General features: G+C 72.4%; 24 protein-coding genes. 13 read left to right on the forward strand and 11 right to left on the reverse strand.

Going from position 1 to position 22,859, the window contains the following annotated elements:
• Nucleotides 1-204: 204 nt before the first annotated feature.
• Both JIW86_RS28955 and JIW86_RS28960 read left to right on the forward strand, forming a co-directional pair.
• Nucleotides 205-1,041 carry a helix-turn-helix domain-containing protein gene (locus tag JIW86_RS28955; RefSeq protein WP_257556755.1) on the forward strand — a complete coding sequence of 279 codons (837 nt, stop codon included), beginning with the start codon at nucleotides 205-207 and terminating at the stop codon, nucleotides 1,039-1,041.
• Nucleotides 1,026-1,226: a DUF397 domain-containing protein gene (locus tag JIW86_RS28960; protein ID WP_257556756.1), complete on the forward strand. Its 201-nt coding sequence runs from the start codon at nucleotides 1,026-1,028 to the stop codon at nucleotides 1,224-1,226. Before JIW86_RS28955 ends, JIW86_RS28960 begins: the two co-directional genes overlap by 16 nt.
• A 37-nt stretch (nucleotides 1,227-1,263) precedes the next feature.
• Here the strand turns inward: JIW86_RS28960 and JIW86_RS28965 are convergent, their stop codons facing one another.
• Both JIW86_RS28965 and JIW86_RS28970 read right to left on the reverse strand, forming a co-directional pair.
• Nucleotides 1,264-4,671 carry an ATP-binding protein gene (locus tag JIW86_RS28965; protein WP_257556757.1) on the reverse strand — a complete coding sequence of 1,136 codons (3,408 nt, stop codon included), beginning with the start codon at nucleotides 4,669-4,671 and terminating at the stop codon, nucleotides 1,264-1,266.
• 5 nt (nucleotides 4,672-4,676) lie between these two features.
• The gene (locus tag JIW86_RS28970) at nucleotides 4,677-4,985 is read right to left on the reverse strand and encodes a CU044_2847 family protein (protein ID WP_251064988.1); all 309 of its coding nucleotides are present in this window, start codon (nucleotides 4,983-4,985) and stop codon (nucleotides 4,677-4,679) included.
• 233 nt (nucleotides 4,986-5,218) lie between these two features.
• On the opposite strand from JIW86_RS28970, the gene JIW86_RS28975 reads away from it, so the two are divergent.
• The 3 genes from JIW86_RS28975 to JIW86_RS28985 all read left to right on the forward strand — a co-directional run bounded on the left by JIW86_RS28975 (nucleotide 5,219) and on the right by JIW86_RS28985 (nucleotide 7,923).
• Nucleotides 5,219-5,443 (forward strand): hypothetical protein, encoded by a 225-nt coding sequence (locus JIW86_RS28975; RefSeq protein ID WP_215146515.1) that lies wholly within the window; start codon nucleotides 5,219-5,221, stop codon nucleotides 5,441-5,443.
• The gene (locus JIW86_RS28980; RefSeq protein WP_257556758.1) at nucleotides 5,440-6,531 is read left to right on the forward strand and encodes a hypothetical protein; all 1,092 of its coding nucleotides are present in this window, start codon (nucleotides 5,440-5,442) and stop codon (nucleotides 6,529-6,531) included. The genes JIW86_RS28975 and JIW86_RS28980 overlap by 4 nt, the downstream gene beginning before the upstream one ends.
• A 96-nt stretch (nucleotides 6,532-6,627) precedes the next feature.
• Nucleotides 6,628-7,923: a DUF1906 domain-containing protein gene (locus tag JIW86_RS28985; RefSeq protein WP_257556759.1), complete on the forward strand. Its 1,296-nt coding sequence runs from the start codon at nucleotides 6,628-6,630 to the stop codon at nucleotides 7,921-7,923.
• Here JIW86_RS28985 and JIW86_RS28990 read toward each other — a convergent pair.
• Both JIW86_RS28990 and JIW86_RS28995 read right to left on the reverse strand, forming a co-directional pair.
• Entirely contained in the window at nucleotides 7,920-8,444 is a 525-nt protein-coding gene (locus JIW86_RS28990) for a pyridoxamine 5'-phosphate oxidase family protein (RefSeq protein WP_257556760.1), read from the reverse strand. The genes JIW86_RS28985 and JIW86_RS28990 overlap by 4 nt on opposite strands.
• Before the next feature lie 59 nt (nucleotides 8,445-8,503).
• Nucleotides 8,504-9,070 (reverse strand): PadR family transcriptional regulator, encoded by a 567-nt coding sequence (locus JIW86_RS28995; protein WP_257556761.1) that lies wholly within the window; start codon nucleotides 9,068-9,070, stop codon nucleotides 8,504-8,506.
• 104 nt (nucleotides 9,071-9,174) lie between these two features.
• Here JIW86_RS28995 and JIW86_RS29000 point away from each other — a divergent pair, with 104 nt between their 5' ends.
• The 3 genes from JIW86_RS29000 to JIW86_RS29010 all read left to right on the forward strand — a co-directional run bounded on the left by JIW86_RS29000 (nucleotide 9,175) and on the right by JIW86_RS29010 (nucleotide 11,299).
• Nucleotides 9,175-9,906 carry an SDR family NAD(P)-dependent oxidoreductase gene (locus JIW86_RS29000; protein ID WP_257556762.1) on the forward strand — a complete coding sequence of 244 codons (732 nt, stop codon included), beginning with the start codon at nucleotides 9,175-9,177 and terminating at the stop codon, nucleotides 9,904-9,906.
• A gap of 45 nt (nucleotides 9,907-9,951) precedes the next feature.
• Nucleotides 9,952-10,503 (forward strand): hypothetical protein, encoded by a 552-nt coding sequence (locus JIW86_RS29005; RefSeq protein WP_257556763.1) that lies wholly within the window; start codon nucleotides 9,952-9,954, stop codon nucleotides 10,501-10,503.
• Between the two features lie 67 nt (nucleotides 10,504-10,570).
• Complete coding sequence (locus JIW86_RS29010; protein ID WP_257556764.1) at nucleotides 10,571-11,299, forward strand: class I SAM-dependent methyltransferase; 729 nt, start codon at nucleotides 10,571-10,573, stop codon at nucleotides 11,297-11,299.
• Here JIW86_RS29010 and JIW86_RS29015 read toward each other — a convergent pair.
• Together JIW86_RS29015 and JIW86_RS29020 are read right to left on the reverse strand one after the other, a co-directional pair.
• Nucleotides 11,260-12,279: an acyl-CoA dehydrogenase family protein gene (locus JIW86_RS29015; protein ID WP_257556765.1), complete on the reverse strand. Its 1,020-nt coding sequence runs from the start codon at nucleotides 12,277-12,279 to the stop codon at nucleotides 11,260-11,262. The genes JIW86_RS29010 and JIW86_RS29015 overlap by 40 nt on opposite strands.
• Nucleotides 12,279-13,424, reverse strand: a complete 1,146-nt coding sequence (locus JIW86_RS29020; protein WP_257556766.1) for an acyl-CoA dehydrogenase family protein — start codon at nucleotides 13,422-13,424, stop codon at nucleotides 12,279-12,281. Before JIW86_RS29020 ends, JIW86_RS29015 begins: the two co-directional genes overlap by 1 nt.
• Before the next feature lie 102 nt (nucleotides 13,425-13,526).
• Between JIW86_RS29020 and JIW86_RS29025 the strand changes: the two genes are divergently transcribed.
• The 5 genes from JIW86_RS29025 to JIW86_RS29045 all read left to right on the forward strand — a co-directional run bounded on the left by JIW86_RS29025 (nucleotide 13,527) and on the right by JIW86_RS29045 (nucleotide 18,381).
• Nucleotides 13,527-14,309, forward strand: a complete 783-nt coding sequence (locus JIW86_RS29025) for an SDR family oxidoreductase (RefSeq protein WP_257556767.1) — start codon at nucleotides 13,527-13,529, stop codon at nucleotides 14,307-14,309.
• A gap of 15 nt (nucleotides 14,310-14,324) precedes the next feature.
• Nucleotides 14,325-14,975 (forward strand): TetR/AcrR family transcriptional regulator, encoded by a 651-nt coding sequence (locus JIW86_RS29030; RefSeq protein ID WP_374199302.1) that lies wholly within the window; start codon nucleotides 14,325-14,327, stop codon nucleotides 14,973-14,975.
• Nucleotides 14,976-14,992: 17 nt separating this feature from the next.
• Nucleotides 14,993-16,150 carry an acetyl-CoA C-acetyltransferase gene (locus JIW86_RS29035; protein WP_257556768.1) on the forward strand — a complete coding sequence of 386 codons (1,158 nt, stop codon included), beginning with the start codon at nucleotides 14,993-14,995 and terminating at the stop codon, nucleotides 16,148-16,150.
• 246 nt (nucleotides 16,151-16,396) lie between these two features.
• Complete coding sequence (locus JIW86_RS29040) at nucleotides 16,397-16,603, forward strand: cold-shock protein (protein ID WP_030707191.1); 207 nt, start codon at nucleotides 16,397-16,399, stop codon at nucleotides 16,601-16,603.
• Between the two features lie 101 nt (nucleotides 16,604-16,704).
• Nucleotides 16,705-18,381: a DEAD/DEAH box helicase gene (locus JIW86_RS29045; protein WP_257556770.1), complete on the forward strand. Its 1,677-nt coding sequence runs from the start codon at nucleotides 16,705-16,707 to the stop codon at nucleotides 18,379-18,381.
• Between the two features lie 67 nt (nucleotides 18,382-18,448).
• On the opposite strand, the gene JIW86_RS29050 is transcribed toward JIW86_RS29045, so the two are convergent.
• From JIW86_RS29050 to JIW86_RS29070, 5 genes are read right to left on the reverse strand one after another with little or no spacing between them, the layout of a single operon-like run.
• Nucleotides 18,449-19,378 (reverse strand): tyrosine-protein phosphatase, encoded by a 930-nt coding sequence (locus JIW86_RS29050; RefSeq protein ID WP_257556771.1) that lies wholly within the window; start codon nucleotides 19,376-19,378, stop codon nucleotides 18,449-18,451.
• 30 nt (nucleotides 19,379-19,408) lie between these two features.
• The gene (locus JIW86_RS29055; protein WP_257556772.1) at nucleotides 19,409-20,482 is read right to left on the reverse strand and encodes an NAD(P)H-dependent flavin oxidoreductase; all 1,074 of its coding nucleotides are present in this window, start codon (nucleotides 20,480-20,482) and stop codon (nucleotides 19,409-19,411) included.
• Nucleotides 20,483-20,486: 4 nt separating this feature from the next.
• Nucleotides 20,487-21,209, reverse strand: coding sequence for a CoA-transferase subunit beta (locus JIW86_RS29060; protein WP_257556773.1), 723 nt, complete (start codon nucleotides 21,207-21,209; stop codon nucleotides 20,487-20,489).
• Nucleotides 21,206-22,057 (reverse strand): CoA transferase subunit A, encoded by an 852-nt coding sequence (locus JIW86_RS29065; RefSeq protein WP_257556774.1) that lies wholly within the window; start codon nucleotides 22,055-22,057, stop codon nucleotides 21,206-21,208. The genes JIW86_RS29060 and JIW86_RS29065 overlap by 4 nt, the downstream gene beginning before the upstream one ends.
• Nucleotides 22,054-22,803 carry an enoyl-CoA hydratase family protein gene (locus JIW86_RS29070; protein ID WP_257556775.1) on the reverse strand — a complete coding sequence of 250 codons (750 nt, stop codon included), beginning with the start codon at nucleotides 22,801-22,803 and terminating at the stop codon, nucleotides 22,054-22,056. The genes JIW86_RS29065 and JIW86_RS29070 overlap by 4 nt, the downstream gene beginning before the upstream one ends.
• Nucleotides 22,804-22,859: the final 56 nt, after the last annotated feature.

The raw sequence follows: 22,859 nt of genomic DNA on the forward strand, positions 1-22,859 counted from the left end.
CCCCTCCCTTCAGGGAGGACCCCTCATACGGTCCGTACAACGGCGTACGGAAACCTGACGCAGCGCCCGCCATAGTCCCCGACCAGGGATGGCGGGCGCTGTGGCGTTCTGTAGTCATATCAATGCGTTCCGCTGAACCGTCGGCGCGACGGGGACTACGCTCTTTCGCGGAGCGAGGGCACTGCGGAAGCGGGGAGTTGGCTCATGGCCAAGCCGAGTGACGAGAGTGGCGCGGAGACGCCGGATGAGTTCGCCCGCGAGGAACTGCGGGGGAAGCGCGAGGCGGCGGGGTTGACCCAGGAGGGGCTGGGTGAGCGGATCTTCGCCACAGGGGCGTACGTCGGGATGATGGAGAACGGGCGGCGTCGACTGCGCCCTGAGATCGCGAAACTCATCGACAGGGAGCTGAACACGGGGGACTACTTCTTCCGCCTGGCCAAGGCGTTCAAGTCCAAGCACAGCGAGTACTTCGCCGCCGCGGCCGAGTTGGAAGGCCTGGCGACGGCCACCTTCGAGTACGCCTGCACGCTGGTTCCCGGACTGCTCCAGACGGAGGACTACGCCCGGGCCGTGATCCGCGCCGCCAGCCCGACCGCGCTTGCCGAGCGCGTTGAAGCCCTGGTCGCGGCACGCATCGAACGCGCACGGCTCCTCGTCGATCCGGAGACCCCCGAGATGTGGGTGGTCCTGCACGAGTCGGTGCTGCGGACGGTGGTCGGAGGTCCTGCTGTGATGGCGGCTCAGTTGCGTCACATCGCTTCGTACGTCCGTGCCCACCGGATCACCGTGCAGGTCGTGCCGTTCGCAGCCGGGGCCCATGGGGCAGTGGGTTCGATGGTGCGCATCATGCAGTTCGCCGATGCGCCCGACGTGGCGTACACCGAGGGCCCTTACGCGGGGCAGCTGCTCGATTATCCGGCTCTGGTTCAGCGCTACTGGAGGTCATACGATCTTGCCAGGGCCGCTGCGCTGTCGCCGGAGGTGTCCCTGACCTTGATCGAGTCGGTGGCGGAGGAGTACGCGACATGCGCGCAGACGTGAACGGCTTGTCCTGGCGGAAGTCCTCGTACAGCAATGGGGACGGCGGCGACTGCGTAGAGGTGTCCGACGGCCTCCCCGGCGTGGTCCCCGTCCGCGACAGCAAGCTGGCGGGCATCGGCCCGGTGTTGGTTTTCCCGGTCACCGCGTGGGCGCCGTTCATCCAGGCTGTGAAGCGCCGAGCCTGATTTCGTACCGCAGCTGCTGACGCCCTCCCGGGCCGGTTCACCGGGCCTCGTGGTCTCGGTGGAGCCAGTGGTGGATGAGGGGGAGGAGTTGTTCGCCGTCCAGGGATGTGGCGGCGTAGTCCGATGCGCCTGCGGCCAGGGCTTTTTCGCGGCCCAGGGTGGTTGCCTTGCGGGCGAGGGCGATGACCGGGCGCTGGGGCGGGCCGGCGAGTTGGGCGATGACCGAGGCCGCCGCGGAGCCGGCGCTCATCCCCTGAGTGGGCAGGCGCAGCAGTACGACGGCCACCTCCGGGTCGGCGGTGACGGTGGCGATGGCCTGCGGAACCCGTTCCGCCCACAGCACTTCCAGGCCGTGGCGCTCGAAGTCGGTGGTCAGTCCGAACGCCGCACGGACGTCGTCGTCCACGATCAGCACCTTCTGCCCGGAGAACCCGTATGCCTGGGCGGACACCGGGCCTTCGGCGAGTCCCTCCGGGGCGGGCAGGTCCTGTAGCTCCAGGTGGGCCATCGGCCCGCCGGAGATGAGCGGCAGATAGAGGGTGAACACGGACCCGAGCCCGCGTTCGCTCGCCACATGGATCTCACCGTCCATCAGCCGGGCGATCTCCCGGCTGATGGACAGCCCGAGGCCCGGTCCGACGTGCCGCGTTTCGGCCGGGTCACCTGCGTGCGTGAACGCCTCGAAGATGACCTTCAGTCTTCCGTCGGAGATTCCGGTGCCCGTGTCGGCGACCGAGAAGGCGATGAGCTTCGCCGCCTTCATGTCGGCGAGCCGGCTGTGGACGGACGGCGGCACGTCCGGTCCGGCCGGCTGGATGTCGAGCCGTACCTCGCCGCGGTCGGTGAACTTCACGGCGTTGGCGAGCAGGCTCCGCAGGATCTGGAGCAGCCGCTGTTCGTCCGCGAGCAGGGTCTCCGGCAGCTCGGGCGCCACCCGCACGTGCAGACCCAGTCCCTTCTCCTCCGCCAGCGGCGAGAACGCCGCGTCGAGGTGGTCGGCGACCTGGAGCAGCGGCACCCGGACCGGGACGATCTGCATCCGGCCCGTCTCCGCGTCGGAGAGGTCGAGGATGTCGTCCAGCAGGGAGAGCAGGTCATGGCCCGCCCCCTGGATGGCCCGGGCGTATTCGACCTGCTTCGCGGTGAGCGTCCCGGCGGCGTTGTCGGCGAGCTCCTGGGCCAGGAGCTGCAGGGAACTCAGCGGAGTGCGCAGCTCGTGCGACATGTTGGCCAGGAACTCGCTCTTGTGCCGGATCTCCAGGGCCAGCAGTTCGTACTGCTCCTGCAAGGTCTGCCGGGCTTCTTCGATCCGGACGGACTGGACCTCGATCTCGCTGTTCTTGCGGGCCAGCCGCGCCGCCTTCTCCTCCAGTTGCCGGTTCGCGGCCTGGAGCGCCCCCTGCCGGTTCTCCAGCATCGTGGACCGCTCGCGCCACTGCTCTGTCATCTCCTGCGACTTGGTCAGCATGACCTCTTGGTGCCGCTGGACGATGACGGCGGCCGTGCTGCGCTCGATGAACTCGCTCACCACGGTGGGTACGTCGGTGCTGCGCTCGCGCAGCCAGTCCTCCGCCTCCGACACCCGCGTCGCGGAGAGCAGGTCTCCGTCCGCGGCCCGCTCCTCCATGACGGCGAGCCACTGCTGGAAGTCGGCGTCGGCGTCGACCCAGTCGGCGAGTCTGATCCATTCCCTGATCAGCGCCTCGTGGGCGATCTCCGCCGTCCCCGGCCCGGTCGTCCCGAGTACCACCAGCCGCCGGTCGGGCTCCGCCAGGAGCTGGGCGACGTGCCAGTCCCGGTCCAGATGGGCCTTCAGGGCCGTCACCCGGACCGCGCTGCTCGCCCCGCCGCGGGCCCGCACCATGGACAGCAGCACCCGCCGGATCCGGGCCTCGTCCAGCTGCCGGGCCAGGAACTGGAAGGCCTTCTCGGCGTGCCGGTTGAGTGCCCCCGAGACTCCGCCCAGGGCGTGGTACCCGTCGAAGGTGATCTTCCGTTCCTGCTGCATGGGCCAGAGCTCGGTGAGCGCGAACTCGAGCAGCGGGAGGCTGCCCGGGGCCTTGGCCGCCTCGGCGGCGATGGCCTCGGCGACGCCCTGGCTGTAGACGACTCCGGCCGCGGCGGCCGGTTCGACGATCACCCGGGTCAGCGCCGCCTCGTCCAGCGGGGAGACGTTGAGCTGGCGGTCCTGGATGCGCGGACCGACGGTGGGCAGGTCCAGCAGATCGGGCAGGAAGTCGGACCGCAGGGTGCAGACGAGCCGGACCGGCGCGTCGTCCATGGTGTCCGGCTCGGGGAACATCCGCTCCAGGAACTCCTGCCGCCGTCCGTGTGCGCCGTTACTGAGAACTTCCTCGAACTGGTCGCCGATGAGGGCGAGCCGGCGGCCGGTGAGCAGGGCGATCCGGGTGGCGACCGGCCAGAACCCCTCTTCCCGCAGGGAGCGCGCCCGGCTCTCCAGCCGCTCCAGCGTGTGCTGGGCGCCGGGATCCTCCAGGTCCAGCAGCGCGCGGGCCACCGAGTCGTACGGGGCGGATCCCGGCCGGAAGCTCGCGACGGTCCATCCGTCGGCGGCCAGGGCCGGTTCCAGACCGGCCCCGACCAGCGAGGACTTGCCGACCCCGGAAGGCCCGGCCACCACGACACAGGGCTGGTGCACGAGCATCGCCCGGAGCCGTTCGATCTCCCTTTCCCGGCCCACGAACACACCGGCCCGGGCATCGGCCGCGGTGAACGCCTGCAGGCCCCGGTAGGGGCACGGGGGCAGCACGCTGCGTTCCAGTACCTCCGGCCAGGCCGATGCCATTTCCGACAGGGGCACGGCGTACGCGTCCTCGTGCTCGCCGCCCCGGCTCGCGACGGCCAGCATGCCGATCACCGCGTCCCCCCAGCGGTCCGACATGATCGCGGCCGCACCGCTGTAGCCGGGCTGGGTGCGCAGCGCGGACTCACTGGACGTGTCGAGCTGGACCAGGCCGCCGCCGACGGCGCCCCGCAGGACACAGCTGCTCCAGGCGCCGTTGGCCTTGCGCGGGGGAGTCCCCGGGTAGCCGAAGACGGACACCTCGGTGCTCTCCGCGAGTCCGTTCCTGGGGTCGACGAGCCGGGCCGGTCCGGCCCCCACCGGCAGGGTGTCTCCGCCCACCAGTACGAGTCCGGCGATGTCGCGGCCCGGCCGCCCGGGCCCCGGAGGCGGATCCCAGGCCGTGACCCGGCAGTTGCGCAGCGGAGCTCCCTCGGCATCGCCGAGCAGTACGAACTCGACCTGGATGCGCGCCTCGTCACCGGGCCGGTCGGAGGTCCCCTTCTGCCGTCCCAGGGCCACGTTGACGACGTGCGCGCAGGTCACGATGTGCTTGTCGCCCACGACGAAGCCCACCCCGACGGGAACGTCGGAGGTGCCCTGCCGGATCTTGACGACGAACCCGTCGCGCCGCGCCCCCATCCGGCTCAGGCGCGGTGCCAGACGAGACGGACGGCGAAGTTCACCTCTGCCGTGCCCTTGGCGACGATGACGCCGGTCTCGCCGCCCATCTTCAGCCCGAACTCGATCTCGGCCTCGTCCGGGCCCAGTTCACGTACGGTCCGGGCGACCTTCGCCAGCGTGGGCTTCACCCGGTCCAGGGCGTCCTGCACCGAGACGCCGGCCCGTCCCATCAGTCCGTCCCCGGCCGCCGCCATCTCCAGGTCGGATCCGGCTAAGTCCCCGTCGACCTCGAACACGACAGCGGTCTCTTCGCCGCCGTCCTCCAGCGTCATGCCAATGAGCTGTCCTGCCACGTTCGCCACGCCCCCCATGGCTCCGGGACCGCCTGCGGTCCCCCCTCCACCCGACACGCACATCCTGGGGCACCCCGGACCCGTCGCGCAGGGTTATGGCCCAGTTGTGCGGCCGCGCGGGAGAAGGTTCTGCTACCCGCGAGTATTGACTAATAGTCAATACGGGACCACGCTCGGGGCGAGCCGTCGTCTCCGGCATGGGAGGTCGCCCCGTGAGTGTGGAACAGGAACTGGGTCGGTTGGGTGCGCAGTTGGGGGGAGCCGAGCCCCCCGAGTCGTTCAGGGACCTGGACGCCGCGGAGCTGGCGCTGCTCGTCGACGCGCTCCGCGCGGAGCGGGCGCGCCAGGACGGCGGGCTGAACGAGGCCGCCGAGGAGGCGCTCAAACTCGTGCCCGCCCTCGCGCGCGGGGCCGTACGCAAGGTGCTGTTCCGGTGAGCCGGGCCGAGGCGGAGAAGGCCGCCCGGCTGGTGGGCCTGGAGGCCGACGGGCTCGGCTTCCTGCGGCGGCTGCCCAGCGCGGACGTACGGAGGTTCCGCGAGCAGGCGAGCGCCGCGCTGAACGACGGCGCGCCCGAGATGCTCGACCGGATCGCCGCCGCCACCAAGCTGGTGCCCGCCGGGATCGCCGCCGCCATCTCCCAGAAGGCGCTGGGTCCCAGGCTGGCCGCCGCCGTCGCCGGACGCCTGGAGGCGTCACGCGCCGCCGACATCATCGCCAAGCTGCCGGTCTCCTTCACCGCCGAGTCGTGCGCCCACCTCGACCCCAGGAAGATCGCCGGGATCGTGGACCGGCTCGACGAGGGGCTGGTCGTACGGATCGCCGTCGTCCTCGCCGAGCGGCGCGACCACCTCACCATGGGCCGGTTCGTCGGGCACATGAGGGATCAGGTGCTCGGCCGGATCCTGGAGCAGGTCGGCGACACCGACGTGCTGCGCGCCGGGTTCTACGTCGATCAGCCGGAGCGGCTCCCGCGCATCCTGGAGCTGATGGGCGACGAGCGGCTCGCCTCGGTGGTACGGGCCGCCGCGGCCGCCGGGCTCTGGGAGGAGGCCCTCGCCGTCGCCGCCGCCGTCGGCGGGGAACAGCGACTGCGCATCGCCCAGCTCACCGCCCGCCTTGACGGGCCCGAACTGGCCTCACTCGTGCGGGTGACTCACGAAGCGGGGCTCTGGGAGACGCTGCTGCCGCTGGTCGCGCTGCTCGGCGAGGAGGACCGGCTCGCCGTGGCCCGGCTGGAGCCCCTGCGGGATCCGCAGGTGCTGGCCGGGGTGGTCCGGGCCGTCGTGGCGACCGGACTGTGGGGCGAGTTCCTGCCGCTGGCCGGCGTGCTGCCCGCCGACGCGCGCAAGGTGGTCGCGGACGCCGCCGCCGGGCTCGGCGACGCCGAACTGGACGCGCTGGTCCGGGAGGTCGACAAGCGGGACCTGTGGGAGCTGGTACTGCCCCTGGTCGAGCTCATGGACGAGACGGGCAAGCAGCGGATCTTCGACCTGCCCGCCTTCCAGGACCAGCCGGCGCCGTAGGGCGTGTCCCAGGCCACGCGCACTGGGCCGTACGGACCATCTGCGGGGCTCCTCGGCGAAGTTGAGGGGCCCCGCCGTCTGGTAACTATCCGGATCATGGCCCCCATCCGAACGCTGCTGAGCGGCCTCCTCGGCGCCGCCCTGCTGGTCCCCGTCCTCCCCTCGGCGACGACCGCCGCCGCCGACGCGCGAACCATCGACTACGGCGGTCTGCGCCTCGCCGTCCCGGCCGACTGGCGGGTCGTCGACCTCGACCTCGACCCCGACGCCTGCCTGCGCCTGGACCTGCCCACCCTCTACCTCGGCCACGCCGGCAACCAGAGCCAGTGCACCGGCCGGGCCGTCATCAGCCGCGCGGACACCCTCCACCTCGAACCCCTCGACGGAGCACCGCAGCGCGCCGACATCCCCACCATCGCCGTGGACTCCGGGACCGCCCTGCCCGAGACCCCGCCCCGGTCCGACAGCAACGAAGTGCGGTACGCCCTGCTCCGGCCCGGGGTCATGGCCACCGTCTCCTACGGGGCCGCGCCCGACGCCGTACGCCGGGTCCTGGCACGCGCCCGCGCCGTGACCCCCGGAGCCCCGGCGGCCCCCAGGCCCCCCGCCGAGCCCGCGCTGGCCACCGACGGCACGGAGCCCCGCAACGCACAGGAACCTTTCACCGGCGAGGGCTTCGACGCCTGCACCGCCCCCACTCAGAAGTCCATGGACACCTGGCGGGCCGATTCCCCCTTCCGGGCGGTCGGCATCTACATCGGCGGCCGTGCCCGGGCCTGCGCCCAGCCGCAGCTCACCGCCGACTGGGTACGGCGGCAGGCCGACGCGGGCTGGCACCTCATGCCGATCTGGGTGGGCCCGCAGCCCTGGAACAGCTCCAGCACCGGCCTGTCCACCGACCCCTCCGAGGCCGACGAGCAGGGCCGGTCCGCCGCCGACGGCGCGTCGGCCGCGGCCGCGTCGCTGGGCCTGCCCCCGGGCACGGTGCTCTACAACGACCTGGAGAACTACACCGACCGCGAGACCTGGGACGCCCCGGTCGTCGCCTACCTGACCGCGTGGACGGTCCGGCTGCACGAGCTCGGCTACCGCTCCGCCGCCTACGTCTCGGCGAGCTCCGGGGCCAAGACGCTGAGCGCCCACCACCACCAGGCGCCCGAGGCCATGCCGGACGTGCTGTGGGTCGCCCGCTGGAACGGCGCGGCCTCCGTCGGCGACGCCGACATGGGCCTGCCCGCCGGCACCCCGCAGTGGGCCGGCCGGCGCCGCGCCCACCAGTTCCGCGGCGACCACGACGCCACCTACGGCGGAGTCAAGATCAACATCGACCGCAACTGGGTCGACATCGACCCGTCCGCCATCGGGACGGGCGACGTCCTCCCGCTGGCCTAGGAAGCGTCCGGAGCCGGCGGGTCCTCCCGCGGCGGCTCGTCGTCGTCGCCCCGGCGGAGGGTGTGGATGCCACCCGCCGGGGTCCAGGTCCGCAGCACCAGGTCATCGCCCTCCACGATGATGTGGACGACCTCCGTCAGCTCGGCGTGGAAGAGGTGGAAGGGGTGCGGGGTCTCCGTCTCCTCCGCGTACCGGTGCAGCTCGGGCGGGTCCACCAGCTCCACCGCGCGCCCGGAGATCCGTACGTCCCCGTCCGGGATCGTCTCGCCCTCGCCCGGATTGGTGTGCAGGGCGAACCGCGGGTCGCGCTGGAGGTCCCGGGCCTTCATCGAGCCCGGCATCATGCCGAGCCACAGCTCCCCGCCGCGGATGTCGACGTTCAGCCCGGCGACGCGGGGGGAGCCGTCCTTGCGGAGGGTGGCCAGGACGTGGTGCGGATACTGGGCGAAGCGGGCCTGGACGGCCGCTGCGAACTCCGGCTCCGCCTTCTCGAACGCTGCCCAGTTGTTCGTCGTCGTCATACGTCCATCAAAGCGCGTGGCCACGGACGCCGCTGCTCAGGCGCGCACGGTGCCCCCGTCTACGGGTGCCGGACGCGCCCGCTGCTCAGCGCGTCGAGGTCGTCCAGCATGGCGGCCGCGAGGTCGCGCTCGGAGGTGTAGTACCGCTCGGCCCACTTGAGGGTCAGCGCCGGGTACGCCCCGGCCCGTTCGGCGTCGGCCAGCGCGCGGTCGCGCATCGACTCGGCGAACTCCTGGTGCTGGACGAGGACTTCGCGCATCTGCTCCGGCGCCAGCAGGTGGCCCAGCCACAGGCGCAGCATCGGCCCGTGCTTGAGGACGGGCGGGTCGAGCGGGGCCTCGCGGACCCATTCCCGGACGGCCGTCATGCCCGCGTCGGTGATCCGGTACACCCGCTTGTCGCGCGTGCCGCTCTCCTGGGAGACCGTCCGCGAGACGGCGTAGCCGGCCTTCTCCAGGCGCTTGAGCTCGCTGTAGATCTGGCTGAAGGACGGGCTCCAGTAGAAGAACCGCAAGGACCGGTCCGACCGCTTCTTCACGTCGTAGCCGGAGAGCTCCTCCCCGAAGGAGAGCAGGCCGAGCACCGCCCAGCCGGTCGCGGGGAGCGTGCTCGTCTCGTCTGCCACGCAGCGCAGTCTACGACCGGTCTTCGCAGTGGCCCTTCCTTCGGCGAGCTATGACTGTTAGAAGTATTCCTAATTGAAGGGTGAGCGGGAGAGGGGGTGGAACCGTGGGCGTCTCCCTCGAGGGGAAGGTCGTCGTCATCACCGGCGCCGGGCGCGGCCAGGGCGCGGCCGAGGCCCGGCTGTGCGCGGAGGCGGGGGCGCGGGTCGTCGTCACGGACGTACGGGAGGACGAGGGCCGGGCGGTGGCCGCGGAACTCGGCGGCCAGGGCTTGTACGTACGGCACGACGTGGCCGACCCGGACAGCTGGGCGCAGGTCGTCCGGTCGGCGGTCGCGGCCTTCGGCACGATCTCGGCGCTGGTCAACAACGCGGCCCTGTGGCGCACGGCCCACGTCGAACAGCAGCGGCTCGACGACTTCGAGACGCTGCTGCGGGTCAACCTGCTGGGGCCGTTCCTCGGCATCCAGGCGGTGGCGCCCGTACTGCGGGCGGGCGGCGGCGGGTCCGTCGTCAACATCTCCTCGACGGCCGGACTGGTCGGGATCCCGGGCCACGCGGCCTACGGCTCCACCAAGTTCGGGCTGCGCGGGCTGACCCGGTCGGCGGCGCTGGACCTGGCCGCGGACCGGATCCGGGTCAACTCGGTGCACCCGGGCGCCATCGACACGCCGATGGTGGCCGAAGCGGTCGCGGGCCGGGACTGGTCGCACGTGCCACTGGGGCGGATGGGGCTGCCGGAGGAGGTCGGGGAGCTGGTCCTCTTCCTCTGCTCGGACGCGTCCTCGTACGTGACCGGCACGGAGTTCACGGTGGACGGCGGCATGACCACGGGATGACGGCCCGCCGGGCGGTGTCCGCACGGCCCCGGGCATGATGTGTCCATGTCTGAACTGATGCGGCGGCTCGCGGGCGCGCTGCTCCGCAACTGCCTGCTCCTGGCAGCCGAGTTCGGTGCGATCCTGCTGCTGCGAGGCCCCGGGGGACACTGGGTCCCGATCCTGCTGGCCGTCTTCGTCATCGGCGCGGCCGTACCGCACGGCACCGACGCGGAGTTCGTGGCCCGCAGCGCCGTCGCGCTCGTCGCGGTGGGGGTCGCGGTGCTCGGCGGGATCACCTGGGAGGGCCGGACCCTCCACGACCGCGGCCGCGAGGAGACGGCGGTGGTCGTGGAACGCACCATGGCGGAGGACGGCTCCAGCCGTTCCCCGTCCCTGCGACTGCGCACGGAGGCCGGCCGCGACCTCCCCGGGCCGGTGGCGATGGACCTGCCCGTCGGTGCGCGGCTGGCGGTGACCGTGGATCCCGGCAGCCCGGTCTGGTCCCTCGGCGCGCGCCCGGCCGAACCGCGCTGGGAGGCGGCGGGCACCGGCGCGCTCCTCCTGCTCCAGACGGCCACCCTCGGCCGGCTCTCACTGCGCCGCCCCCGCGACTGAAACCACGGCGGCCCGCCACCCGTCGCACACGGTGGTGTCGAGGGGCGTGATCGAAAACAATGGCCGCATGACGAAACGCGCCCGGTCCTTCGACGCCGCCGCCGCGCTGTACGGCGCGAACCGGCCCGGCTATCCGCCCGCCCTCTTCGACGCCGTCGAGGAGCTCGCCGGCCGGCCGCTCGCCGGGGCACGGGTGGCCGACGTAGGGGCGGGTACCGGGATCGCCACCGGGCTGCTGCGGGCCCGCGGGGCAGAGGTCGTCGCCGTGGAGCCGGGGGACGGGATGGCCGAGGAGTTCCGGCGGGCCAACCCGGGGATCCCGCTCGTGCGCGGGGACGGGGACCGGCTGCCGCTGGCGAGCGGCGCGTTCGACCTCCTCACCTACGCCCAGGCCTGGCACTGGACCGACCCCGCCCGTTCGGTCCCGGAGGCCCGCCGCGTGCTGCGCCCGGGCGGCGCGCTCGCGCTCTGGTGGAACGACATGGACCTCTCCGTCCCCTGGATCGCCGAGCAGGACGCCCGGATCCGCGAGTACCTGAAGGTGATCGGGCTGCCCGCCCGTGAATCCCTGGAGGGGCTCGACCTCACCACCCGGGAGGTCCGCTGGTCGCGGCGGATCCCGCTGGACACCCATCTCGCCAACCAGGCCAGCCACTCCGCGTTCCTCCTCCTCGGCGAGGCCGTCACCGGGGAGTTCATGGCGGCCGAGCGGGAGCGGCTGCTGGCCCTCTTCCCGGACGGAACGGTCGAAGAGTCCTACGTGGTCACCCTTCGCGTCGCCCGCATCGGCGTCTGAAGGACCGCCGCCCGGCAGGCCGCGGGCGTGCCCCACGCGTCCCGCAGCGGGCGGGCCTTGCGCAGCCACAGCGACAGGTCCAGCTCCTCCGTGTAGCCGACCGCACCGTGCAGCTGCAGGGCCGTCCGCGCCGCCGCGTACGCCGCCTCGCCCGCGGTGAGCTTCGCCGCCGCCACGTCACCCGGGGCCGTCGACAGCGCCGCCGCCCACAGCAGCGGCCGGGCGAACTCCAGGCCCAGCAGGGTGTCCGCCAGCCGGTGCTTGACCGCCTGGAAGGACCCGATCGGCGCGCCGAACTGCGTGCGCTGCTTCGCGTACTCCACCGTCCGGGCCAGCAGCGCCTCGCCGACGCCCAGGCACTGGGCCGCCGTCAGCAGCCGCGCCCAGCGGGCGGCCGTCTCCGCCGCCGCCGTCACGGCCGGGCCCGCGGCGAGGAGTTCCCCGCCCGCCGGGACCGAGAGCCCGCGGGCCGGGTCCAGCGAGGCCAGCCGCCCGCCCTCAGGAACGACTTCCGGCACGCCTTCCGACAGGCGGAGTTCGCCCGTCGCCGACACCGTGAAGCAGTACGTCGCCGCGTCCGCGTCCAGGGCGTACGGGCTCCCGCCCGGCAGCGTCAGCGTGGCCGAGGCCCCGCCCGCGACCAGCCCCGGGAGGAAGCGTTTCGCCGGCCCCTCGTCCCCCAGCTCGGACAGGAGCACCGACGCGGCCGCCGTCTCCACCACCGGCCCCGGCACCCCGGCCCGGCCCAGCTCCACGAAGCCGAGGGACAGCTCCAGCGGCAGCAGGCCGGCGCCGTCGTACGACTCCGCAGCCGCCAGCGCGAACAGCCCCGTACCGGCGAGGCGGGACCACAGCGCCCGCCCGGGCCCGTGCTCGCCGCCCGCCCAGGCCCGTACGACGGCGGGCACGTCCGCCGCGCCCAGCAGGGAGCGCAGGGTGCGCGCGAAGTCCGACTGCTCGTCGGTCGGCAGGAAGCGCATCAGCGGCGTCCCTTCGGAAGGCCGAGCAGCCGCTCGGCGATGATGTCGCGCTGGATCTCGTTCGTCCCCGCGTAGATCGGCCCGGCCAGCGAGAAGACCCACGGTTCGGCCCACGCGCCCTCCGCGAGCTCCGCGTCCGCGCCCAGCAGGTCCAGCGCCGTCTCGTGCAGGGCGATGTCGTACTGCGACCAGAACACCTTGTTCAGGCTCGACTCGGCGCCGACGCTCTCACCGGCCGCGAACCGCGAGGCGCCGGCCCAGGTGAACAGCTCGTAGGCGCGCGCCCCGACCACCGCGTCCGCAACCCGGTCCCGCAGTGCGGTGTCGGCGGGATCCCCGGCCGACTCCCACAGCGCGACCAGGCGGTCCGCCGCCGCCAGGAACCGGCCCGGGGCGCGCAGCGTGAGCCCCCGCTCGTTGCCCGTCGTCGACATCGCGATCCGCCAGCCCTGCCCCGGCTCCCCGATCACGTCGGCGTCCGGTACGAAGACCTGGTCCAGGAACAGCTCCGCGAAGGCGGGCTTGCCGTCGAGGCGGCCGATGGGCCGCACCGTCACCCCCGGCGCCCGCAGGTCGAACATCAGGTACGTCAGTCCCTGGTGCTGCTTCGGGGCGTCCGGGTCGGTGCGGAAGATGCCGAAGGCGCGGTCCGCGAAGGCCGCCCGCGAGGACCAGGTCTTCTGCCCGGACAGCAGCCACCCGCCCTCCGTCCGCACCGCCCGCGACTTCAGCGAGGCCAGGTCGGAGCCCGACTCCGGCTCCGACCAGGCCTGCGCCCAGATCACCTCGCCGCTCGCCATCGGCGGCAGTACACGGGCCCGCTGCTCCTCGCTCGCGTGGTCGAAGAGGGTCGGCGCGAGGAGGTTGATGCCGTTCTGCGAGACCCGGCCGGGCGCGCCCGCCGCCCAGTACTCCTCCTCGAACACCAGCCACTTGACGATGTCCACGCCCCGGCCTCCGTACTCCTCGGGCCAGGACACCACCGACCAGCGGTCCGCGTGCAGCAGCCCCTCCCACTCCCGGTGCGCCGCGAAGCCCTCCGCCGTCTCCAGGGAGGGCAGGGGGGAGGCGGGAACGTGCTCGGACAGCCAGGCCCGGGCCTCGGCCCGGAAGGCCGCCACCTCCGCCGTCTGGGTGAGGTCCATCAGGGCCCGCCTCCTTGAACGCCTTCACGGAACGCCTTCACGCTTCCCTAACAACTGTTTGGTAGGTTAACGTACGGCCATGAGCAGCGTCGAGGAGTTCGCATGAACGAGCCCCGGTACACCGCCGGCCACCACCTGCTGAAGGACCGCACCGCCGTCATCACCGCCGCCGCCGGCGCCGGGATCGGCGGCGCCACCGCCCGCCGCTTCCTGGAGGAGGGCGCCCGGATCCTCATCGGCGACGCCCACGCCCGCCGCCTCAAGGAGACCGAGGACGCGCTCGCCGCCGAGTTCGGGGCCGACCGCGTCACCTCCCTCCCCTGCGACGTCACCGACGAGGAACAGGTACGGGCCCTCTTCGCGCACGCCGAGCAGACCCACGGCGGCCTCGACATCGTCGTCAACAACGCCGGCCTCGGCGGCACCGCCGACCTCGTCGACATGACCGACGACCAGTGGTCCCGCGTCCTCGACGTCACCCTGAACGGCACCTTCCGCTGCACCCGCGCCGCGCTGCGCTCGCTCAAGGCGTCCGGGCGGGGCGGGGTCGTCGTCAACAACGCCTCCGTCGTCGGCTGGCGCGCCCAGACCGGTCAGGCCCACTACGCCGCCGCCAAGGCCGGCGTGATGGCCCTGACCCGCTGCGCGGCGCTGGAGGCCGCCGAGTTCGGCGTACGGATCAACGCCGTCGCGCCGAGCCTGGCCATGCACCCGCACCTGGTGAAGGTGACGAGCGAGGAGCTGCTCGCCGAACTCACCGCCCGCGAGGCCTTCGGCCGGTACGCCGAGCCCTGGGAGGTCGCCAACGTCATCGTCTTCCTGGCCAGCGGCTACTCGTCGTACATGACGGGCGAAACCGTCTCGGTCAGCAGCCAGCATCCGTAGGACCAGAATGGGCGCGTGCCTACGAACAAGTCGACGAACCAGCCGGCGGCCGACCCGGCCCCGAAGAAGAAGCCGCAGGTGACGGCCTCGCCCGAGCGGCGCCGCGAGCTCCTCGACACGGCGGCCGAGGTCTTCGCCGCCCAGGGCTACAACGCCACCACCGTCCGCAAGATCGCCGACGCCGCCGGGATGCTCGCCGGCAGCCTCTATTACCACTTCGATTCCAAGGAATCGATGCTCGACGAGATCCTCTCCGCCTTCCTGACCGAACTCTGGGAGGGCTACGACACCGTCCTTGCCGCCGGCCTCGGCCCCAGGGAGACCATCGAGGCCCTCGTCACCGAGTCCTTCCGCGAGATCGACCGGCACCGCGCCGCCGTCGCGATCTACCAGAAGGAGTCCCGCACCCTCTCCGCGCAGCCCCGCTTCCACTACCTCTCCGACTCGCAGCAGAAGTTCGAGAAGGCCTGGCTGGGGACGCTGGAGCGGGGGGTCGCCGCGCAGGTCTTCCGCGCCGACCTCGACATCCGCCTCACCTACCGCTTCGTACGCGACACGGTGTGGGTGGCGGCCTCCTGGTACCGGCCGGGCGGCCAGCACAGCCCCGAGGAGATCGCCCGGCAGTACCTCTCGATGGTGCTGGACGGGATCGCCGTACGCCCCTGAACCGTCAAGGAGTCGTCATGCCCGAGGCCTACATAGTCGATGCCGTACGCACCCCCGTGGGGCGCCGGAACGGCGGCCTGTCCCGGGTCCATCCCGCCGACCTGGGCGCGCACGTCCTGAAGGCGCTGGTCGAGCGGTCCGGGGTGGACCCGGCCGCCGTGGAGGACGTGGTGTTCGGCTGCCTCGACACGGTGGGGCCGCAGGCCGGGGACATCGCCCGGACCGCGTGGCTCGCGGCCGGCCTGCCCGAGGAGGTGCCCGGGGTCACCGTCGACCGCCAGTGCGGGTCCTCGCAGCAGGCGGTGCACTTCGCGGCGCAGGGCGTGCTCTCCGGGACCCAGGACCTGGTGGTCGCGGGCGGCACCCAGAACATGTCGATGATCCCGATCGCCTTCGCCTCCCGGCAGGCGGCCGAGCCGCTCGGCCTCACCGAGGGTCCGTTCGCGGGATCGGCCGGCTGGCGGGCCCGGTACGGCGACGCCCCGGTCAACCAGTTCCACGGCGCCCAGCTGATCGCCGAGAAGTGGGGCATCTCGCGGCGCGACATGGAGGAATTCGCGCTCCGGTCCCACCAGCGGGCGATCCGGGCGATCGACGAGGGCCGCTTCTCCCGGGAGACGGTGGCGTACGGGGACGTGGTGGCCGACGAGGGCCCGCGCCGGGACACGACGCTGGAGAAGATGGCGGGCCTGAAGCCGGTGGTCGAGGGCGGCACGATCACCGCCGCCGTCTCCTCCCAGGTCTCGGACGGCGCCGCGGCCATGCTGATCGCCTCCGAGCGGGCGGTACGGGAACACGGCCTGCGGCCGCGGGCCCGCATCCACCACCTCTCGGTCCGGGGCGAGGACCCGATCCGCATGCTGTCGGCGCCGATCCCGGCCACGGCCTACGCGCTGAAGAAGACCGGAATGTCGCTGGCCGACATCGACCTGGTGGAGATCAACGAGGCGTTCGCCCCGGTGGTCCTGGCCTGGCTGAAGGAGACCGGGGCCGACCCGGAGAAGGTCAACGTCAACGGCGGCGCCATCGCCCTGGGCCATCCGCTCGGCGCGACCGGCGTGAAGCTGATGACGACGCTGCTGCACGAGCTGGAGCGCACCGGCGGCCGCTTCGGCCTCCAGACCATGTGCGAGGGCGGCGGCCAGGCCAACGTGACGATCATCGAGCGGCTGTAGGCCCATGTCCGGGGGTGTCTTGAGGTCCGCCCGGCGCCGGGCGGACCGGGCCCTTCCGCGCGGGAAGGACGCAGGTCACACCCACTGATCGACACGACCGCGCCGAGGTGTGCTAGCTTAGAGCTCGTTGCAGTTGTGGTACCCATGAACTTTATGTGCGCCTGACGGGAATGCTCCGCAGGCGCTTTTATTGTTTTGCCGGAATCTCCGGATGGGGCCCTTTGCCGCCTATTCAGGAGATTCAAAATGGCACTTGGCACCGTGAAGTGGTTCAACTCGGAAAAGGGCTTCGGCTTCATCGAGCAGGACGGTGGCGGCCCGGACGTCTTCGCCCACTACTCGAACATCGCCACCCAGGGCTTCCGTGAGCTCCAGGAGGGTCAGCGCGTCTCCTTCGACGTGACCCAGGGCCAGAAGGGCCCCCAGGCGGAGAACATCCTCCCCGCCAACTAAGTATTTCAGCTCGCCGGGGTCCGCACCGTGAGGTGCGGGCCCCGGCTTGTCTGCTGTTTCGACCTTTGTTTTACCTGCCGGTTTCAGGAGGGCTTTCTCGCATGACCCAATCCAGCTCCGCACGACCCAGCCGCCGCCCCACCCGGGGTCGAGGTGCGGCCCAGGGGCGTCCGAAGTCTGGCGCGGGACGGCAGAAGTCCGCCCCCGTTGCCAGGCCCCAAGAATTCACCATGCCCGAACCGCTGACCCCGGCGCTCCCGCCGGTCGCCGCGTTCGAGGACATGGACATGCCCGAGGCGCTGCTGAAGACCCTCGCCGCCCAGGGCGTCACCGAGCCGTTCCCGATCCAGGCCGCGACGCTGCCGAACTCCCTCGCCGGCCGTGACCTGCTCGGCCGCGGCCGCACCGGCTCCGGCAAGACGCTGGCCTTCGGCCTGGCGCTGCTGGCCCGCACCGCCGGCCACCGCGCGCAGCCGAAGCAGCCGCTCGCCCTGGTCCTCGTACCGACCCGTGAGCTCGCGCAGCAGGTGACCGACGCCCTGGCCCCGTACGCCACGGCCGTCAACCTGCGCATCGCGACCGTCGTCGGCGGCATGTCGATCAACCGGCAGTCGGGCGCCCTGCGCCGCGGCGCCGAGGTGCTCGTCGCCACCCCCGGCCGTCTGAAGGACCTCATCGACCGGGGTGACGCCGACCTCTCGCAGGTCGCGATCACCGTCCTGGACGAGGCCGACCAGATGACCGACATGGGCTTCATGCCGCAGGTCACCGCGCTGCTCAAGCAGGTGCGGGCGGACGGCCAGACCATGCTGTTCTCGGCGACGCTGGACAAGAACATCGACAAGCTCGTCAAGATGTTCCTGCACGACCCGGTCGCCTTCTCCGTCGACCCGTCCGCCGGTGCGGTCAGCACGATGGAGCACCACGTCCTGTACGTCCTGGACGAGACCGACAAGAAGGCCGTGGCGACGCGTATAGCCGCTCGCGACGGCCGGGTGATCATGTTCGTCGACACCAAGCGCGGCGTGGACCGCATGGTCAAGAAGCTGCTGGCGGACGGCGTCCGCGCCTCCGGCCTGCACGGCGGGCGCTCGCAGCCGCAGCGCAACCGCACCCTCGACTGGTTCAAGACGGGCGAGGTCACCGCGCTGGTGGCCACGAACGTCGCGGCGCGCGGCATCCACATCGACGACCTCGACCTCGTCGTCAACGTGGACCCGCCGACCGACCACAAGGACTACCTGCACCGCGGCGGCCGTACCGCCCGCGCCGGTGAGTCCGGCAGCGTGGTCACCCTGGTGCTGCCCGACCAGAAGCGGGACATGACCCGCCTCATGTCGGACGCCGGGATCTCCCCGCGCACCGCGCAGATCAGGTCCTCCGACGCGGAGCTGGCCCGGCTGACCGGCGCCAAGGAGCCCTCGGGCATCCCGGTGGTGCTGGACGTGCCGCAGCCGACCGCGCCGAAGCCCCGCAACGGCTCCGGCTCGGGCTCCGGCTCGCGCCGCCGCTCCGGCGGACCCCGTACCGGCTCCGCCACGGGCGGCGCCCCGGCAGCCGGCGGCCGCGGCCGCCGCTCCGGCGGTGGCGGCTCCGGGCAGGCCCCGGCGGCCTCCGGGTCGGGCCAGGCCCGTCGTGGCCAGGGCAGCGGCGGCGGGGCCACCGGCTCCGCCGGCCAGGGCCGGCGTACCGGGGGCGGCGCCGCCGGTGGCGCGGCCGCGGCTTCCGCGCGCAGCCGGGTCGGCTCCGGCGGCCAGGGCCGCCGTCGGGCGGTCTGACACCCGTAGAGACGTATGACGACGCCGGGCAGTGCTTTGTGAGCACTGCCCGGCGTCGTGCTGTCCGCTAGCGGACCATCTTGTTCTGGAGCCTCGCCAGCGTCCGCAGGTCCAGGCCGAGGCCGTCCGTCAGGTAGCCGTAGAAGCTTCCGTAGTCGGCCTCCAGCTGCGCCGTCGCGGAGTCCAGGTAGTCCTGGCGGACCTCCTGGAGCGGGATCAGCAGGTCCGGGTTCTGCATCCGCCCGGACTGCTTGAGGCCCGCCCGCAGCTGGGCGTCGTACGCGGCGCGGAAGGTGTTCGACGCCAGGTAGTCGCGTCCGGCGGCGTCCTCGGGGACCGCCAGCGCGCGCAGCAGGACGTAGCTCATCCAGCCGGTGCGGTCCTTGCCGGAGGTGCAGTGGAACAGGAGCGGGCCCTGCCCGCCGTCCGCGATCTCCCGCAGGGTCGCCGCGAACTGCGCCCGGTTCTCGGGGCTGGTCACGAAGGTGCGGTAGATGTCGCGCATGTAGGCCTCGGCGCGGCCGCCGCCGAGCATCTGCTCCTGCTTGACGGGGTCACCGCTGGAGATCGCGCCGACGAGGGTCCCGTAGAGGCCGAGGTCGCTGACCGGGCGCGAGGTGGCAGAGAGCCCGGGCGGCAGCTTGTCGGCGCCGTCGTACTGGAGCTCCATCGGGATGCGGAAGTCGACGACCTTCGTGAGGCCGAGACCGGAGACGGTGGTGAGGTCCGCGGCGGTCAGCTTGCTCAGCGCGTCGGACCGGTAGACCAGCCCCTGGCGGACCTGCCCGCCGGTGTAGGTGCGGTAGCCGCCGATGTCCCGGACGTTGACGGCGCCCTGGAGGGGGATCTGGCGGATCGCCTCGGCCCGCAGGTGGTGGCGGAAGCCCGCGCCGGCCGCCGGCGCCGCGGCGGCGGTGGCGGAGGCGGCGGGCAGGGTCCCGACGGCGAGGGCGGCGGCGGCCGCAGCGGTCGCCAGGCGGATTCTGGCACGGCTCATGGAGGCAACTCCCGTGACGGAGAAGGGGGATCACCCTGGTGGTGGCAGGGTGCGGAGCGAGTGCAGTGCTTCGAGTGCCTGTTGTGCCTCGGCCATGACGCGGGAGACGAGCTCCGCACAGGACGGGAGATCCTCGATCACGCCCGCGATCTGGCCCGATGCCATGACGCCGAGGTCCGTACGGCCCTCGACCATGGACGCCTTGAGGAGCATGGGGGTGTTCGCGGCGAGCAGCACCTGGCTCCACGACAGGTCCTTGCCGTGCTTCATCGCGAGACCGTCGCGCACCATCTGCGGCCAGCTCAGGCCGGACAGTTTCCGGAAGCCCGCCGCGTGCCGGACCGCCCGCACCAGCGCCCTGGCGCGGCCCGCCCGCTCCAGGGAGTCGACCAGCTCGGTGCGCAGCATCCGGTGCGGCAGCCCGTCGACGGCCGTGGTGACGGTGACGTCCTTGACCGTGGCCTTCAGGTACTCGGCCTTGACCGCGTCCGGGACGGTGGAGTCCGAGGTCAGCAGGAACCGGGTGCCCATCGCGATGCCGGCGGCCCCGTACGCCAGGGCCGCGACCAGGCCGCGGCCGTCGGCGAAACCGCCCGCCGCGACCACCGGGATGTCCACGGCGTCGACGACCTGCGGCAGCAGTACGGTCGTGGCCACGTCCCCGGTGTGCCCGCCGCCCTCCCCGCCCTGCACGATCACCGCGTCGGCGCCCCAGGCGGCCACCTTCTCGGCGTGCCGCCGGGCCCCGATCGAGGGGATGACGACCACGCCCGCGTCCTTGAGCCGCGCGATCAGCTCCCGGGAGGGCGCGAGGGCGAACGAAGCCACCCGTACCCCCTCGTCGATGATCAGCTGGGCGCGTTCGGCCGCGTCCCCGGCGTCCGCACGCAGGTTGACCCCGAAGGGCGTGCCCTCCGGGACCCGGGACCTGACCTCCCGGACCGCCGACCGCAGCTGATCCACGGTCATCGTCGCCGAGGCCAGGATCCCCAGGGCCCCGGCGCCCGCCGCGGCCGACACCAGGCGGGGTCCGGCGACCCAGCCCATGCCCGTCTGCACGATCGGGTGCGCTACCCCGACCAGCTTGGTGAATGCCGTCTCCATCGGCTCAGACCCGCACTTCGCGGTCGCGCAGGCCCTTGGGGTCGATGACCTCGCGGATCAGGCGCAGCTCCTCGGCGGTCGGCTCCCGCGTGTACGGGACCTGGCCGTCGACGGCCAGGTCGAAGCCGGTGGCCGCCCGGACCTGATCGATGGTGACCCCGGGGTGGACGGAGACCAGGCGCATCGAGCGGTCGGGGCCGGTGAAGTCGAAGACGCCGAGATCGCTGACCACCCGGGGCAGGCGGTGGTAGCGGGTCACCCCGGCCGCCTCGGCGCGGTCGTAGCCGACGCCGCTGACCATGTCGACCCGCTCGACGAAGACCCGGGTGGAGTGCTTGGGGATCCAGTAACTCACCGGGTTGTTGAGGGTGTTGACGGGCGCCCCGCGCACCCCGAGGAGCTGGCGGGCAGGCTTCGCCCAGTCGCCGATGCAGGAGATGTTCTGGTTGCCGAAACGGTCGATCTGGCTGGCGCCCATCATCACGTGGCGCCTGCCGCCGGTGACCATGGTCAGGTGGCGCCGGTACGGGAGCCAGCCCTCGGCCGTGCCGTCGAGTCCGACGAGCATGGCCTCGCCGTCGGTCATGAGCAGGTCGGGGGAGAAGGTCCGCTTCGCGAGCCGGGCACCGAAGGAGGGGACCAGGCCCATCGGGCTGGCGAGCACCTCGCCGTTGTCGCGCCAGGCCTCGGCGCATGAGATCACACAGTATTCCGAACGACTGATCACTGCTGCTCCTCGTGCCAGGTCCGGACGGCGGACTGGTAGTCGTGCTCGCTCGCCCCCGACAGGAAGCGCTCGGCGAACTCGGGCCAGGGGGTGGTCGCGTAGAGCTTCTGGAAGGCCTCGTCGCGGTCGTAGTCGGGGACGCAGGAGGTGAAGTGCGCGCCGTTCGGGGTCTCGATGACCCCGGTGACGGAGTGCCGGCTGACGAGGAGGGACTGCGGGGGACCGGCCTTGGTGAGCTCGGCGGTCTCCACGAGCTGTTCGCAGGAGACGTACGCGGCGTCGGCGGCCTCGCAGAACAGGTCGTCGAAGTACGGGTCCGGGCCCAGGTACTGGGCGTTGCCGAGGCGGTCGGCGCGGCTCAGGTGGACCAGGGCGGCGTCCATCCGCAGGGCCGGGACGGCGACGAGCTCCTCGCCGTCGGCGTACGGGGAGGTGACGGTCCGAAGCTCCGGGTTGACCCGCATCACGTCGGAGCCGAGGCCGGCCCGGACGGGGAGGAACGGCAGCCGGTTGGCGGCGGCGTGCAGGCCCCACATGAACATGGCCTCGTCGAGCTCGGTGAGGGTGAAGGCGGCGCGCTCGCGGGCGGCCCGGAAATGGGGCTCCAGCGGGATCGAGTCGAGGGTGGCGAAGGGGGCGACGAGCCTGCGGATCCGGCCCGCGGCGGCCAGCAGGCCCACGTCGGGGCCGCCGTACGAGATCACCGTGAGATCGGTGATCTCGGAGCGGAGCAGTGCTCGCACCAGGGCCATGGGCTTGCGCCGCGAGCCCCAGCCGCCGATGCCGAGGGTCATCCCGCTGCGCAGCTGCCCGACCACCTCTTCGGGGGTCATGCTCTTGTCGGTCATGAACTCGCTTCCTTCCCGAAGGTGTCGCGGACCCGGTCGGCGACCCCGCTGAGGTTGGCCTCGAAGGTGAAGCCCTGCTCGAAGCGGTAGCTGCGGCGCACGTCGACCGGGTCGATGCCGTTGATGGCCGCCTTGGCCAGCCGGATCAGGTAGCCGTCCTTCCGGGCGATCTCGGCGGCCAGTTCCAGGGCGGCGGCCCGCAGTTCCCCGCGGGGGACCACCTTCCAGACCGAGCCGTGCGCGTGCAGTTCGGCCGCGGTCGCGGTGCGCGAGGTGTAGTACAGCGCGCGCATCAGGTGCTGCGGCACGAGGCGGGCCAGGTGGGTGGCGGCGCCCAGCGCGCCCCGGTCCAGCTCGGGCAGTCCGAAGGTCGCGTCCTCGCTCGCCACGATCGCGTCGGCGTTGCCGACGAGGCCGATGCCGCCGCCCAGGCAGAACCCGTTCACGGCCGCGACCACCGGCACCTCGCACTCGTACACGGCGGCGAAGGCCTCGTAGCAGCCCCGGTTGGCGCCGATGAGCGAGGCGTGGCCGGCGTCGCGCTGCATCTCCTTGATGTCGACGCCGGCGTTGAAGCCCCGGCCCTCGGAGGCGAGGACTACGCATCGGACCTCGGGGTCGCGGCCGGCGCTGCGCAGGGCGTCGGCGAGGTCGTACCAGCCCTGCACGGGGAGCGCGTTGACGGGTGGGAAGTCGACTGTGACGAGTGCGATGCCCTTGCCCGGGCTCGAGGTGGAGACACCCATGAGAGGATCAGCTACCTTTCCACCAAACATTTGTTAGGTGAGGAAGGTAGCAGCCT

It is taken from the genome of Streptomyces sp. NBC_00162, assembly GCF_024611995.1.
Classification (GTDB): domain Bacteria; phylum Actinomycetota; class Actinomycetes; order Streptomycetales; family Streptomycetaceae; genus Streptomyces.